The 13,782-nt window shown below is 70.2% G+C and carries 10 protein-coding genes and 1 pseudogene; 5 read left to right on the top strand and 6 right to left on the bottom strand.

All coding sequences use genetic code 11. The features are described 5' to 3' along the window. Positions 1-80 precede the first annotated feature (80 nt). On the top strand, positions 81-1,532 hold the full coding sequence (locus ACZ42A_RS33785; RefSeq protein WP_468531126.1) for a peptidoglycan D,D-transpeptidase FtsI family protein: 1,452 nt from the start codon (positions 81-83) through the stop codon (positions 1,530-1,532). Positions 1,533-1,588: 56 nt separating this feature from the next. On the opposite strand, the gene ACZ42A_RS33780 is transcribed toward ACZ42A_RS33785, so the two are convergent. Next, positions 1,589-3,007 (bottom strand): NCS2 family permease, encoded by a 1,419-nt coding sequence (locus ACZ42A_RS33780; protein WP_468531125.1) that lies wholly within the window; start codon positions 3,005-3,007, stop codon positions 1,589-1,591. A gap of 214 nt (positions 3,008-3,221) precedes the next feature. Here ACZ42A_RS33780 and ACZ42A_RS33775 point away from each other — a divergent pair, with 214 nt between their 5' ends. The 3 genes from ACZ42A_RS33775 (at position 3,222) to ACZ42A_RS33765 (ending at position 5,610) form a co-directional block, all read left to right on the top strand. Beyond that, the gene (locus ACZ42A_RS33775) at positions 3,222-3,788 is read left to right on the top strand and encodes a SigE family RNA polymerase sigma factor (RefSeq protein ID WP_468531124.1); all 567 of its coding nucleotides are present in this window, start codon (positions 3,222-3,224) and stop codon (positions 3,786-3,788) included. After that, the gene (locus tag ACZ42A_RS33770) at positions 3,785-4,663 is read left to right on the top strand and encodes a hypothetical protein (RefSeq protein WP_468531123.1); all 879 of its coding nucleotides are present in this window, start codon (positions 3,785-3,787) and stop codon (positions 4,661-4,663) included. The genes ACZ42A_RS33775 and ACZ42A_RS33770 overlap by 4 nt, the downstream gene beginning before the upstream one ends. Before the next feature lie 113 nt (positions 4,664-4,776). After that, a complete protein-coding gene (locus tag ACZ42A_RS33765; RefSeq protein WP_468531122.1) occupies positions 4,777-5,610 on the top strand; it encodes a pectate lyase in 834 nt (277 codons plus the stop codon). Between the two features lie 130 nt (positions 5,611-5,740). Here ACZ42A_RS33765 and ACZ42A_RS33760 read toward each other — a convergent pair. Further along, positions 5,741-6,896 (bottom strand): annotated as a pseudogene (locus tag ACZ42A_RS33760) (right-handed parallel beta-helix repeat-containing protein). A 199-nt stretch (positions 6,897-7,095) separates the two neighbouring features. Here ACZ42A_RS33760 and ACZ42A_RS33755 point away from each other — a divergent pair. Further along, the gene (locus ACZ42A_RS33755) at positions 7,096-9,294 is read left to right on the top strand and encodes a glycoside hydrolase family 43 protein (RefSeq protein ID WP_468531121.1); all 2,199 of its coding nucleotides are present in this window, start codon (positions 7,096-7,098) and stop codon (positions 9,292-9,294) included. A 1-nt stretch (position 9,295) separates the two neighbouring features. Here the strand turns inward: ACZ42A_RS33755 and ACZ42A_RS33750 are convergent, their stop codons facing one another. From ACZ42A_RS33750 to ACZ42A_RS33735, 4 genes are read right to left on the bottom strand one after another with little or no spacing between them, the layout of a single operon-like run. Next, entirely contained in the window at positions 9,296-10,408 is a 1,113-nt protein-coding gene (locus ACZ42A_RS33750) for a right-handed parallel beta-helix repeat-containing protein (protein ID WP_468531120.1), read from the bottom strand. Positions 10,409-10,448: 40 nt separating this feature from the next. Beyond that, positions 10,449-11,495, bottom strand: coding sequence for a dienelactone hydrolase family protein (locus ACZ42A_RS33745; RefSeq protein ID WP_468531119.1), 1,047 nt, complete (start codon positions 11,493-11,495; stop codon positions 10,449-10,451). After that, entirely contained in the window at positions 11,488-12,762 is a 1,275-nt protein-coding gene (locus ACZ42A_RS33740) for a pectate lyase family protein (RefSeq protein WP_468531118.1), read from the bottom strand. The genes ACZ42A_RS33745 and ACZ42A_RS33740 overlap by 8 nt, the downstream gene beginning before the upstream one ends. Beyond that, positions 12,755-13,780: a pectinesterase family protein gene (locus ACZ42A_RS33735; protein WP_468531117.1), complete on the bottom strand. Its 1,026-nt coding sequence runs from the start codon at positions 13,778-13,780 to the stop codon at positions 12,755-12,757. The genes ACZ42A_RS33740 and ACZ42A_RS33735 overlap by 8 nt, the downstream gene beginning before the upstream one ends. Between the last annotated feature and the right edge of the window lie 2 nt (positions 13,781-13,782).

Raw genomic sequence — 13,782 nt, 5'->3', positions numbered from 1 at the left:
GGTGAGCGTTTCTGAAGAGCGGATGAGAAAACGGACGGAAGGGAACGTTCCGGCCGGTCCCGCTCGTCTGTCCGAGCGGCATGAACAAGACGATCAGGCGCGCGTCGGTCTTCACGCTGCTCCTGGTGCTCGCCCTGCTGGTCAGGGCGACCTGGGTGCAGTTCTACGAGGGCCAGGCGCTGGCGGACGACAAGGACAACCGGCGGAACGCGATCGAGCTGTACAGCGAGCCGCTCGGCAACATCATCGTGGGCGGCGAGGCGGTCACCGGCTCGGCGCGGACGACGAGCGGCGACCTCAGATACAAGCGGACGTACAAGGACGGCGCGCTCTACGCCGCGGTGACCGGCTACAGCTCGCAGGTCTACGGCGCCACCCAGCTGGAGGGCGTCTACCAGGACCTCCTGGACGGCACGGACACCCGGCTGAAGACCGTGCTGGACACGGTCACCAACAAGCGCGCCGACCCCGGTGATGTGATCACGACGATCGACCCGGAGACCCAGCGGGCGGCGTACGAGGCGCTGGGCGACAAGAAGGGCGCCGCCGTCGCCATCGACCCGAGGACCGGGCGGATCCTGGCGGTCGTCTCCACCCCGTCGTACGACCCGTCGAAGATCACCGCGGGCAACTCGGAGGTCTGGACGCAGCTCACCAAGGACGAGGACAAGCCGATGACCAACCGGGCGCTGCGCCAGCCGCTGCCCCCGGGCTCCACCTTCAAGCTGGTGGTCGCGGCGGCCGCGCTGGAGGACGGACTGGTCTCGTCGGTGGACGAGAAGACGGACAGCCCCGACCCGTACGACCTGCCGCTGTCCAGCGACGACCTGACCAACGAGAACCCGAACGCGCCCTGCGAGAACGCCTCGATCCGGGTCGCGCTCCAGTACTCCTGCAACAACGTCTTCGGCAAGATGGCCGTCGACCTCGGCCAGGACAAGGTGCGCGCGATGGCGGAGAAGTTCGGCTTCAACGACGCCGAGCAGGACGTCCCGGTGCGCGCGTACGAGAGCGTGTACCCGGAGGACATGGACGAGGCGCAGACGGCGCTGTCCGGCATCGGCCAGTTCGACGTCACCGCGACGCCGCTCCAGATCGCCATGGTGTCGGCGGCCATCGCCAACGGCGGCAAGCTGGTCGAGCCGCACATGGTGTCGCAGATCACCGACCACAGCGGCGATGTGCTGGAGGACTACGACGACCGGGCCTCCACCAAGGAGATCGTCAGCTCCGACACGGCCGAGCAGCTCCAGTCGGCGATGCGGACGGTCGTCGAGGAGGGCACGGGCAGCAACGCCCAGATCTCCGGCGCGACGGTCGGCGGCAAGACGGGCACGGCCCAGCACGGCGAGAACAACAGCAAGACGCCGTACGCCTGGTTCACCTCGTACGCCAAGTCCGACAGCTCGGACAAGGAGGTCGCTGTCGCGGTCGTGGTCGAGCAGTCGGACGCGGCCCGCTCCGAGGTCTCCGGCAACGGGCTGGCCGCTCCGGTGGCCAAGAAAGTGATGGAGGCGGTGCTGAACGGCTAGGGCCTGTCGTTTGGATCAGGCCCCAGGGGCGCCCACGCCCGGGGCGCCCCTTCCCCTCACCGCGCGCCGAGCAGCTGCTCGATCGGGTCGATCGCGAAGTACACCAGGAACAGCGCCGAGGTCCCCCACAGCAGCCAGTGGACCTCCCTGGCCTTGCCCAGCACCGTCTTGATCACGACGTAGGCGAGGAAGCCGGCGCCGATGCCGTTGGTGATGGAGTACGTGAACGGCATGACGGCGACGGTGAGGAACGCCGGGATGGCGATCTCGTACCGGTCCCAGTCGATCTGCTTGACCTGCGTCATCATCAGGAATCCGACGGCGACCAGGGCCGGGGCGGCCGCCTGGAGCGGGACGATGGTGAGCAGCGGCGTGAAGAAGAGGGCGAGGCCGAACAGGCCGCCGGTGACCAGGTTGGCGAGGCCGGTGCGGGCGCCCTCGCCGACGCCGGCCGCCGACTCGATGTACGAGGTCGCGGAGGAGGCGGAGGCGGCGCCGCCCGCGACGGCCGCTGCGCCGTCGATGAGCAGGACCCGGCTGAGGCCGGGCACCTTGCCGTCCTCGTCCAGCAGTCCGGCCTCCGCGCTGATGCCGACGACCGTGCCCATGGTGTCGAAGAAGTCGGACAGGATCAGCGTGAAGACCAGCAGGACCACGGTGACGACGCCGACCTCGGGCGCGCTGAACGCGCCGAACAGGCTGAAGTCGCCGACGAGTCCGAAGTCGGGGGTGTCGACGATCCGGTCGGGCCACTCGGGTGTGGTCAGGCCCCACGTCTTGATGTCGGCGAGGGCGTTGACGACGATCGCGACGACCGTCATGGTCACGATGCTGATGAGAATCGCGCCCTTGACCTTGCGGGCGAGCAGTCCGATCGTCAGCAGCACGCCGAGACAGAAGACGAGAATCGGCCATCCGGTGAGGCTGCCGGAGCCGCCGAGCTGAACCGGCACGGTGGTGTTGGCGGCGTCGGGGATGCGGCTGACGAAGCCGGCGTCGACGAAGCCGATGAAGGCGATGAACAGGCCGATGCCGACGCTGATGGCCTGCTTGAGCGGCTGCGGGATGGCGTGCATGACGGCCTCGCGCAGCCCGGTCACCACCAGCACGCAGATCAGCAGGCCTTCGAGGACGACCAGGCCCATCGCGTCGTCCCAGCTCATCAGCGGAGCGATCTGGAAGGCGACGACGGCGTTGAGACCGAGCCCGGCGGCGAGGGCGAGCGGCAGATTGCCGCCGATGCCCATGATGACCGTCATCACCGCGGCCACCAGGGCGGTGGCGGTGGTGAGTTGGACCGGGTCGAGCAGCTCGCCGTTCTTGTCCTTCGCCGTGCCCAGGATGATGGGGTTGAGGACGAGGATGTAGGCCATGGTGAAGAACGTGGCGAATCCGCCGCGTATCTCTCGGCCGATGGTGGATCCCCGTTCGGAGACCCGGAAGTATCTGTCGAATATGCCGGATGTGGCGGACATGGCGGCAACTCCTCGGCGCCTGCTTGATCGTGTGCGGATGCTGGCTGGATTGTTCCCGCGTTGAACCCGATTCAGGTTTTCTCCGTGTTACGGATTCAGGTTCGGTCCGCCATACGGCATTCGAAACCTCGTACGACCCGCTGGTACAGTTCCGGATCTCGTCCTGGCGTACGGCTGTTCGACGCCGGGGAATCGCTGCGAGGAGAGACCGCCCGTGGGCACAGTCGTCGACGACGCCGCCTCCGTGGAGTTCCATGCCTTCTTCGAGCGCCACTACGCCGAACTCGCCCGCCTCGCCCACCTGTTGACGGGTGAGGCGGACGCCGCCGACGACCTCGCGGCGGACGCGCTGCTGGCGCTGTGGCACCGCTGGGACCGGGTGCGCGCGGCCGACCATCCGGTGGCGTACGCGCGCGGGGTGGTCGCCAATCTGGCCCGCACCCGGATCCGCAGCGCGGTGCGCGAACGGCGCCGGATCGCCCTGTTCTGGTCGCAGCGCGAGGAGAAGACCGAGAACCCGGACGTCGCGGGCGTCGTCGACGTCCAGGACGCGCTGCGCCGGCTGCCGTTCCGCAAACGGGCCTGTGTGGTGCTGCGGCATGCCTTCGACCTGTCGGAGAAGGACACCGCGCTCGCCCTCGGCGTGTCGGTGGGTACGGTGAAGAGCCAGACCTCCAAGGGAATGGCCGAGCTGCAAAGATTGCTCGGCACACAGCAGGCTTCGCAGAAGGTGCATGCCGCCATGGCGCGGACCGGCCAGGCCGCGGGAAGGGACCGATGATGCAGCGGGACGTGCACGACGAGCTGCGCGCCCGGCTGCACGAGGCGGCCGAGGCGCACCAGCCGGACCGGGCGCGCATGCTGGCCCGGATCGAGCGCGGCATGACCGAGGAGGTCCGTCCGGCCGGCCACCGGGCCACGCTGCGGCCGGTGTTCGGCTGGCTGCGGGTGGCCGGGGCCACGGCCGCCGTCGCGGGCGTGCTCGCCGTCGGCGGGTACGCGGTGGCGTCCGCGGTGAAGTCGGACGACGCTCCCCCGCAGGGCACGGTCGCGGTCACCGCGACGCCCACGCCGTCGCCGGAGGCGACCAGCAGGCCGCCCGCCTTCCCGGCGGACCCGTCGCCGAGCGCCCCGCCGAGGCAGCCGGAGAAGCCCAGCGCGCCGCCGTCGTCGCCGCCGAGCTCCAGCCCTTCCCCGTCGGCGCCCGCGCGGCTGCCCGCCGACGCCGGCGTCGAGGACGGCCCGCTGTGGTCGGACGGCTCGGTGGACCCGCACAGCAACGAGTTCTGGGCGCAGAGCAACGTCACCCTGAAGACCTCCGAGCAACTGACCGCGCTGACCGTGCGGTTGCGGGTGGCGCAGACCGGCGGGGTGTCCTCCACCGGCGCCTGGCGCTCGCTGCCCGAGGACGACTTCGAGCTGACGGTCGGCGAGCGGGACGGCTTCCTCGTCTACACCTGGCGGCTGAAGGAGGGCCGTACGGTCCCGGCGGGCGAGTGGGTGTTCGCGGGGCAGTACGACCATGAGCGCGGCGGCCGGGACGCGAAGGACGACGGGTACGCGGCGACGGCCCGGACGGGGTCCGAAGAGCTGGCCGTGGCGGGCGACTTCGCGCCGCGGGACGGGGACGAGGAGTCCTCCGAGGGTGACTCCTGACGCACGCCGTCACAGAGGTCACAGAGGTCGTGAAAAAAATCTGAAGACGCGGCAACCCCTTCCTCACCGGTGGCGACCAGGAGACGCAAGGATCCCCCACGCAAGGAATGGGCATGACAGTACGAGCCGAACAGCGCGTCCGCCATCGCCGCCGGGTCACCACACGACGGGCGGCGATCGCCGGCGCCACCGCTCTCGGCATCACCGGGGCGGCGATCGTCACCACGACGATGCTGTCCTCCGCGGGCGCGGCCTCCTCCTGGCCGACGGCCAAGGGCACCAGGGCCGTCGGCAGCACGATCTCCGTCTCCGGCACCTACGACGGGGGCTACCAGCGCTTCTACGGCAGCGGCGCACTCGGCGGCACCGGCCAGGACGAGGGCCAGGACCCCATCTTCAAGCTCGCCGACGGCGCGGTGCTGAAGAACGTCATCCTGGGCTCCCCGGCCGCCGACGGCATCCACTGCCAGGGCAGCTGCACCCTGCAGAACGTCTGGTGGGAGGACGTCGGCGAGGACGCCGCCACCTTCAAGGGCAAGTCCTCCTCGGCCGTCTACACGGTGCACGGGGGCGGCGCGAGGAAGGCCGACGACAAGGTCTTCCAGTTCAACGGCGCGGGCAAGCTGGTCGTGACCAGGTTCCAGGTCTCCGACTTCGGCAAGCTGGTGCGCACCTGCGGCAACTGCTCGACGCAGTACAAGAACCGCCAGGTGATCATCAACGACGTCGACGTCACCGCGCCCGGCAAGTCGATCGTCGGGATCAACTCCAACTTCGGCGAGACGGCCGCCCTGCGCAACGTGCGGATCCACGGCGACAGCGGCAAGAAGATCAAGCCGTGCACCCGCTTCCAGGGCAACAACACCGGTGCGGAGCCCAAGGAGCTGGGCACCGGCCCGGACGGCACGCACTGCCGCTACACGGCCTCTGACCTCAGCTACCGGTAAGCATCCCGAGACGCCGGCCCGAGCCCCCCTCGGGCCGGTTCCCCGGTGCCGGTGCGAGCCCCCCTCGCCCGGCACGCGGAACGCCCCCGCCGGTGACGACCGGCGGGGGCGTTCTTTCCGCGTGTCCGGCTCACTTCATCGTCGCGCCGATGGTCGTGGAGCCGGTGGTCAGGAAGGTGGTCGCGGGCAGCGACCCGTCCGCCCCACGCGCCCCGTACGCGCTCACCGCACTGGTGGAGACGAACGCGGGCGTGGCCACCCCGGCGTCCCAGTTGTTGGCAGCCGAGACGGTCGACGACCCCAGCTTGGCCTTGGCGTCCCCGTTGCCCACGGCGAGGTTCCGGGCGAGCCGCGCCTTCCCCGTGGCGAAGTAGAAGCCGTCCTCCGCGTTGGCGTACGCGGTGTTGCGGTACAGCACGATCGCCCCGGTGTTGGAGTTCTCCGTGAACCCGTGCAGGGTGTTGTCCCAGGCGGCGTTGTTCCGCACCTTGTGGGCGACCGACGCTCCGCCGCCCCCCCAGCTTGAAGCCGTTGCCGTTGCCCTCGAAGGCGGTGTCGCTCCAGCGGTTCTCGCCGTTGCCGAACGCCCAGGAGTTCTTGATGGTGACCGGCGAGGAGAACTGCCAGAGGTCGAGGCCGTCGTCGGAGTTGTTGTAGAGGCGGGCTCCGTCGAGGACGTTGCCGGTGCCGGAGCCGAACTTGATGGCGATGCCGTCGGCGTTCTGGCCGTGCGCGGCCGGGTCGTAGTTGCCGTGGCTGTCGAGGTTCTGCACGAGGTTGTTCACCGTGCCGTCGCCGCGCAGGGTGAAGCCGGAGTCGCCGTTGTCCGCGGTGACCAGGTTCCTGAAGACGCCGCCGGTCGACGAGGTGATCACGAGGCCCTGGGCGGGGGCGTTGCGGAAGGTGAGGTTCTGGATGGTCCAGTAGCTGCCGTGGATCCCGGCGAGCCAGGAGCCGTCGGGCAGCCTGGAGCCGTCGATCGTCACCTTCTCGCTGCCGTAGGCCCTGAGCGTGATGCGGTTCGCGGCGGTGCCGTCGGCCGTGGACTTCAGGGTGGCGGTCGGCTGGTAGGTGCCGCCGCGGACCTGGATGACGGTGCCCGCGGCGGCGTTCCTGACGGCCGACTCCAGCTGGGCGGTGCTCGAGACGGTGACGGTCGTCGACGCGGCCTCGGCGCCGCCGTCCGACAGGCCGAGGTAGACGCCGCCCGCGCCCGCGGCCACGGCCACCGCCGCGGCGATCGAGAGGGTGCGGGTCCTGCGGTGGCGTCCGGTGCTCTGACGCACTGAGGCGTTCCTTTCCTGGGGAATGGGGACACCCACCGGTCGCCACCGGGCCGGGAAGGGTTGCCGTCACCGCGCGAAAGCACCCGAAACTTTCGCTCCCCGCTGCCCCGCCCGCACCGATTGACCCGCTGTCCCCCACCGGTGACACTCCGAAGGCACCGTCTTCCAACAGAATCCCCCAGACTCACACAGGAGTGCCATGAGCCGCCCCCGCCTGCTCCTGCTCCCCTTCCTGGCCCTCCTCCTCGCCCTGCTCACCGCCCCACCGGGCACCGCCGACTCTGGAGCACCACCCGTGAGAGCCCCGAAGTACGCCGGCTACCTCTTCGCCTACTTCACCGGCGAGGGCACCGCCGACGGCGAACAGATCCGCTACGCCCTCAGCCGCGGCAACGACCCCCTGCACTGGCGTGAGCTGAACGCGGGCAAGCCGGTCCTGACCTCCACCATCGGCGAGAAGGGCCTGCGCGACCCGTTCGTGATCCGCTCCCCCGAGGGCGACAGGTTCTACCTGATCGCCACCGATCTGCGGATGTACCGGAACAGCAGCGGCAGCTGGGACCACGTCCAGCGGCACGGCAGCAAGTCGATCATGGTGTGGGAGTCGACGGACCTGGTGCACTGGACCGACCAGCGCCTGGTGAAGGTCTCCCCCGACACCGCGGGCAACACCTGGGCACCGGAGGCCTACTGGGACGAGACGCTCGGCAAGTACGTCGTCTTCTGGGCGTCGAAGCTGTACGCCGACGACGACCCCGAGCACAAGGGCTCGACGTACAACAAGATGCTGTACGCCACCACCGAGGACTTCCGCACCTTCAGCGAGCCGAAGGTGTGGAACGACCCCGGCTACTCGGTGATCGACTCCACGGTGGTCGAGCACGAGGGCACGTACTACCGCTACACCAAGGACGAACGCGACCCGAGCAGCTCCAGCCCGTGCTCGAAGTTCATCACGGCGGAGAAGTCGACGACGCTGACGTCAACGACGTACGACTTCGTGGCGGACTGCGTCGGCAGCGGCGCGATGGACCGCGGCGAGGGCCCGACCGTGTTCAAGTCGAACACTGAGGAGAAGTGGTACCTCTTCATCGACGAGTACGGCGGCCGCGGCTACATCCCGTTCGAGACCACCGACCTCGACTCCGGGAAGTGGACGCCTTCGACGGACTACCAGCTCCCGGCCAGCCCCCGGCACGGCACGGTCATCCCGGTGACCCAGGAGGAGTACGACCGGCTGCTGGCCGCCTACCCCGTGACCCCCACGTCGGTCGTGGAGGCGACGGCGAAGGGCCAGAAGGGGTACGCCGTCGTCACCGAGGCCGCCTCGAAGGTGGTCCTGCCGATGAAGCCGAACGCTGACCTGCGGCACCTCGCCCCGAAGTTCGCCGTCGGCGCGGGCGCCACGCTCACCCCGCCGTCCGGCACCCGCCGGGACTTCCGCACCCCGCAGACGTACACGGTGACGGCCGCCGACGGCACCACCCGCACCTGGACGGTCGAGGCCGTCCCCACCCGCAGCCCGGTCCTGCCCGGTCTGTACGCCGACCCCGACGTCCGGTACATGGACGGCCGCTACTGGATCTACCCGACGACCGACGGCTTCCGAGGCTGGGGCGGCACCCGGTTCAAGGCGTTCTCCTCCAAGGACCTGGTCCACTGGGAGGACCACGGCGTGATCCTCGACCTGGGCCCGGACGTGGCCTGGGCGGACAAGTACGCCTGGGCCCCGGCGATAGCCGAGCGGAACGGCAGGTACTACTTCTACTTCTGCGCCGAGCAGCAGATCGGCGTCGCCGTCGCCGACTCCCCCGCCGGCCCCTTCAAGGACGCGCTCGGCAAACCCCTGGTCGCGAAGGGCCAGTTCAGCGGCCAGATGATCGACCCGGCGGTGTTCACGGACGACGACGGCACGTCGTATCTCTACTGGGGCAACGGACGCGGCTATGTCGTCCCGCTGAACGACGACATGACCTCCTTCGACGCCGCCCAGGTGAGGGACATCACCCCGGCGAACTTCCGTGAGGGCTCCTTCGTGGTGAAGCGGCAGGGCACGTACTACTTCATGTGGTCCGAGGACGACACCCGCAGCGAGAACTACCACGTCGCCTACGCGACCGGCCCGAGCCCGCTCGGCCCGTGGACCAAGCGGGGCACGATCCTCGCCAAGCGCCCGGAGTACGGCATCCTCGGCACCGGCCACCACTCGGTGGTGAACACGCCCGGCACCGACGACTGGTACATCGTCTATCACCGCTTCGGCCTCAACGGCCCCGGGCGGCCGGGCGGGGACGGCACGCACCGGGAGACCACGATCGACCGCATGGAGTTCGCGGCCGACGGCACGATCAAGCCGGTGGTGCCGACCCTGGAGTCGATCACGCCCGTGCGGCGATAGCTCAGTCCATCGTCGCGCCGATGGTGGTGCTGCCCGTGGTCAGGAACGTGGTCACGGGCAGCGAGCCGTCGGCCTGCCGGGCGTTGTACGTCGTCGAGGCGTCGGTGGACCGGAAGGCGGGGGTGGCGATCCCGCTGTCCCAGTTGTTGCCTGCGGAGACCACCGACGAGCCCTTGTTCACCAGCCCGCTGCCGTTGCCCACGGCGAGGTTCTTGCCGAGGCGGGCGGCGCCGGTGGCGAAGTAGTAGCCCCACTTCGCGTTGGCGTAGGCGGTGGTGCGGTTGATGACGATGGCGCCCTTGTTGCTGTTCTCGGTGAAGCCGTTGCCCGCGTTGTCCCAGGCGGCCGAGTTGTTGACGACGTGCGCGACGGTCTCGCCGTCGCCGCCCAGCTTGTAGCCGTTGCCGTCGCCCGCGAAGGCGGAGTCGCCCCAGCGGTTGTCGCCGTTGCCGAAGGCCCAGGTGTGCTCGATGGTGACCGGGGAGGAGAAGGACCAGAAGTCCAGACCGTCGTCCGAGTTGTTGTAGAGGCGGGCGCCGGTGATCAGGTTGCCGGTGCCGGAGCCGAACTTCACGGCGATGCCGTCGGCGTTCTCGCCGTGGGTGGCGGCGTCGTAGTGGCCGTAGGAGTCGATGTTCTTCACGGTGTTGTTCACCGTGCCGTCGCCGGTCAGCGTGAAGCCCGAGTCGCCGCCGTTGATGGTCTTGATGTTGTTCCAGTTCGTCCCGGTGCAGGACTGGCAGACGACCGCGCTGTCCGGGGAGTTCTGGAAGGTGATGCCGGAGACGTTCCAGTAGTCGGCGGTCAGCTTGAAGATCCAGGAGCCGGCCGGCAGCGACGAGCCGTCGATCTTCACGGTCTCCGAACCGTACGCGGTGAGCGTGACGGGCGCGGACGAGGTGCCGTTGGCCGTGGACTGGAGGGTGGCCGTCGGGTAGTAGGTGCCGCCGCGGACCTGGATGACGGTCCCGGCGGTGGCGTTCCTGATGGCGTTCGCCAGGTCGGTGGAGTTGCTCACGACCACGGTGGCGGCCTGCGCCTGGGTGGGGAGTACGGCGAGTGAGGCGCCGAGGGTGAGCGCCGCGACGGCCGTGAGAGCGGTACGACGAGACATGGAGTGCGGGTCCTTTCTCGTACGGGTGGGGTAAGGGGAGTCACAGGACGGTGTCGAGCCAGGCGAAGACCTCGTCCTGCATACGGGCGGTGAAGACATGGCCGAGGTGCGGCCAGGTCTTCAGCCGCAGCCGCTCCTCGGCGTGGTGGGACCGCCACACGGCGCGCAGCCTGTCGTGGGCCACCCGTACGCCGTCGGCGGTGAAGAGGGTGTCCAGGGCGCCGTGGAAGAAGAGCATCGGCCGCGGTGCGGCGATGCTCGCCACGTCGGGGATGTCGAGGTGCCGGGCGAGCCCGGGGTGAAGCATGTAGTACGAGGACTGCCCGCGCAGGGTGTTGTTGCCGGGCACCATCATGTCCTTCAGGCCGGTCATCCAGCACACGCTCGCCGCTGCGGCGATGTCGTCGCTGAGCGCGGCCGTCTGCCAGGCCCGGTAGCCGCCCATGGAGAACCCGAGGGCGGCGACCCGGCGGGCGTCCACGCGGTCCAGTCCGGCGAGGAACCCCGCGGCGCGGGCGTCCTCCCGGGCCATGAGGCCGGCCAGGGAGGAGCCCAGGTTGAAGAAGTGGGAGGCCAGGGCCTGCTGCTGTTCGTAGGCGAGGGGGCCGCGGTCGCCCCAGCCGAGGGCGTCCAGGCAGAGCACGACGTACCCGCGCCGGGCCAGTTCGTCGCCGACGAACCGGCCGCTGAAGTACCGGTCCGCCCAGGCCTGGGCGGAGGCCGGCCGGGTGTCGTCGTACCAGGGCCGGACCAGCTTCTCCTTGCCGATGTCGAACCTGGACCCGTGGTCGTGCAGGAGCAGGACGGCGGGGAAGGGGCCGGGCCCGTGCGGGGTGAGCAGGGCGCCGCGGACGCGTTCGTGGCGGGTGAGGGAGAGGGTCACCGACTCCCGTGTGTAGCCGTCGGCTTGGACGGGCGCGCCGTACGCGGGGTCGTACGGCGTCCCCTCCTGCCGGTCGACGAGCAGATGCTCCTCGACCACCGCGCGGGCCGCCCGCCGCCAGGCCCCGAAGTCGCGGACGGGAGAGGTCCCCCAGGCGAGCGGGAAGGTCAGTTCCTCCTTGAGCGCGGCCAAGGGCTCACGCATGAGGCTTCCCGGCGCCCGCGTGGTGCAGGACGTGGTGCTCGACGGCCGCCGGGGAGGTGAAGGCCCGGTAGGCGTAGACGTCGGCCGGGTGCCAGCCGACGTCGTCGGTGAGGCCGAGTCCGCTCGCCACCTCGTTCAGCCCGGCCGGGCGGCCGTCGAACCAGGAGCCGGTGTCGTGGAAGTGCGCGCCGCCGTAGGCCGCGACCGCGAGAGAGGGTCCCCCGGTGCCCGGGTGGCGGAAGACATTGCGCTCGGAGAAGATCGCCGACTCGACGCCGACCCCCAGGGCGTAGAGCGGCTCCCGCCCCCGGTAGACGTTGTTGACGACGTGCACCTGCCCGAAGCGGACGCGGGGAGCGCGCTGCGTGATGTCGGTGAAGAGGTTGCGGACGAAGGTCACCTTCAGATGCCCGCGGTCCCGGTCGCCGCGTCCGTCGCCGGAGCCGATGAGGATCGCCTTGTCGTGGTCGGTGAACCGGCTGTCGGAGACGGTGACGAAGTCGGAGCCGTCCTCGATGTCGAGCAGCCCGTCGTGCCGCTGGACGCGCTTCCCGTGGAAGCCGATCGGGGCCTCGCGGTCGGGGAAGCGGCCGTCGGTGAAGGTGCAGTGGTCGACCCAGATGTGCTTGCCGGTGATGACGGTCAGCGCGTCGAAGCGGGCGTTCCAGCTGCCCTGCGCGCCGTCGCCCGGGGACCAGCTGGTGAAGTGGTCCACGGGGGCTTCGAGGTGCAGGTTCCGCACGATGATGTTCGTGCCGGTGTTGACGGTGAGGAACACCCCGAGCAGCCGGGCGTCGTCGCCGACCCCGACCAGGGTGGTGTTGCTCGGCACGGTCAGCTGGATCTGCGCCTTCTCCCGGTTGGAGCCGGTCTGCCGCAGGGTGCGCTGCTGCTTGCAGTAGTCGTACCGGGTGTCGGACCAGACGGCGCCGTCCTCGCCGAAGCACGACATGTACTTGGCGAGGTCGTAACCGGGAGCGTAGTCCTGCTCGCCGAGCAGCGAACCGTCGTCCGCCTCATGGCCGTCGATGTCGCCCACGACCCGGATCACCTTGGGCGCGGTGGGGTCGCCCCCGTTCGCCAGGGCGGCCTTCAGCTCGGCGCGGGTGTGCACGGTCCAGGTGGTGCCGCCCGCCCCGCCGGTGGTGCCGGGGCCGGTGGCGGCCCAGCCGACGGGACCGTGGCGCGCGGCTTCCGCGGCGGAGGCCGGACCGGACGCCGGCCAGAGCAGACAGACACAGGCGAGGAGAGCGGCGAGCCTACGCATACGGCCGCCAGTCGCCCAGGTAGGTCCGCCGGGTGTGCAGGTCCGCCTCGGCGGGCGTCAGCTGCGGCCGGTTCTCGGGGACGGAGACGACCGAGCCCGGCCCGGTGTTGCGGTACTCCCGGAACCGCATGGTCTGCCAGGGGTAGGCCTCCCGCATGTTGGTGTACGGCGCCACCGCGTCGACGCCGGGCCCGATCCGGGTCTCCCGGACGACCAGCGACGGCCAGGCGGTGGTCTCGTACGACGGCACCCACGGCCGGGCCAGCTTGTACGCCCCGTCCTCGGCACCGGAGGTGATCCGGCAGCGGACGGCGAGGATGCCGTAGGGGTTGGCGCGGGCCGTGGCGGGGGCGAAGACCATGCCCTTGGGGGTGAAGTCGACGTCCCGGGGCAGCGTGTGGAAGTGGCAGTCGTCGAAGACGGCGGTGGCCCGCCCGAAGACGAAGTCGACGTCGCCCTCGACGTGGCAGCGGTGGAAGTACTGCCGGTCGAAGGAGGCGAGGGCGGTGGTGTCGACGAAGAGGGTGTCCTGGTGGCCCAGGAAGCGGACGTTCTCGAAGTGCGACCGGTCCCCGGTCACATAGGCGGCCACCGCCTGGGTGCCGGTGATGTCGGGGTGGTCGGCGCGCAGCCAGTCGTTGGCGAGGGTCAGATCGCGGACGGTCAGCCCGGGGGCCGCCGAGGTGAAGGTGGCGGAGCCCGCGGTGCCGTAGGTGGTGCCGTCGGGCTTCTTCGTGCCGTTGGCGTTGTCGAAGACGATGACGGCGTCGCGAGGATCACGAGTGGCACCGCGCAGAGTCAACTCACCCTTGCTCGCAGGGATGTTGACGACTTCGCGATAGGTCCCCGGGTGCACGACGATCGTCCAGCCCGGCCCGTCGACCGCGTCCACGGCGGCCTGGACGGAGTCGCCGGGCCGGACGTGCAGCACCCGGCGGCCGTGGGCGAAGGCGGCGGGCTGGGTGCCGGCGGCCACGAGTCCGCCGGCGAGGCCGGTGAGAAGGGTCCGCCGGCGCATGC

The sequence above is a fragment of the Streptomyces sp. NPDC030838 genome (assembly GCF_055572035.1).
Note: the sequence above shows the minus strand (reverse complement) of the source record. Positions and strands in the feature narration are given on the sequence as shown.

What these genes read in the sequence shown, in the direction of transcription:
- ACZ42A_RS33785 (WP_468531126.1), top strand. Translation starts at nt 81, where the DNA reads ATGAACAAGACGATCAGGCGCGCGTCGGTCTTCACGCTGCTCCTGGTG.
- ACZ42A_RS33780 (WP_468531125.1), bottom strand. Translation starts at nt 3,007, where the DNA reads ATGTCCGCCACATCCGGCATATTCGACAGATACTTCCGGGTCTCCGAA.
- ACZ42A_RS33770 (WP_468531123.1), top strand. Translation starts at nt 3,785, where the DNA reads ATGATGCAGCGGGACGTGCACGACGAGCTGCGCGCCCGGCTGCACGAG.
- ACZ42A_RS33765 (WP_468531122.1), top strand. Translation starts at nt 4,777, where the DNA reads ATGACAGTACGAGCCGAACAGCGCGTCCGCCATCGCCGCCGGGTCACC.
- ACZ42A_RS33755 (WP_468531121.1), top strand. Translation starts at nt 7,096, where the DNA reads ATGAGCCGCCCCCGCCTGCTCCTGCTCCCCTTCCTGGCCCTCCTCCTC.
- ACZ42A_RS33750 (WP_468531120.1), bottom strand. Translation starts at nt 10,408, where the DNA reads ATGTCTCGTCGTACCGCTCTCACGGCCGTCGCGGCGCTCACCCTCGGC.
- ACZ42A_RS33745 (WP_468531119.1), bottom strand. Translation starts at nt 11,495, where the DNA reads ATGCGTGAGCCCTTGGCCGCGCTCAAGGAGGAACTGACCTTCCCGCTC.
- ACZ42A_RS33740 (WP_468531118.1), bottom strand. Translation starts at nt 12,762, where the DNA reads ATGCGTAGGCTCGCCGCTCTCCTCGCCTGTGTCTGTCTGCTCTGGCCG.
- ACZ42A_RS33735 (WP_468531117.1), bottom strand. Translation starts at nt 13,780, where the DNA reads ATGCGCCGGCGGACCCTTCTCACCGGCCTCGCCGGCGGACTCGTGGCC.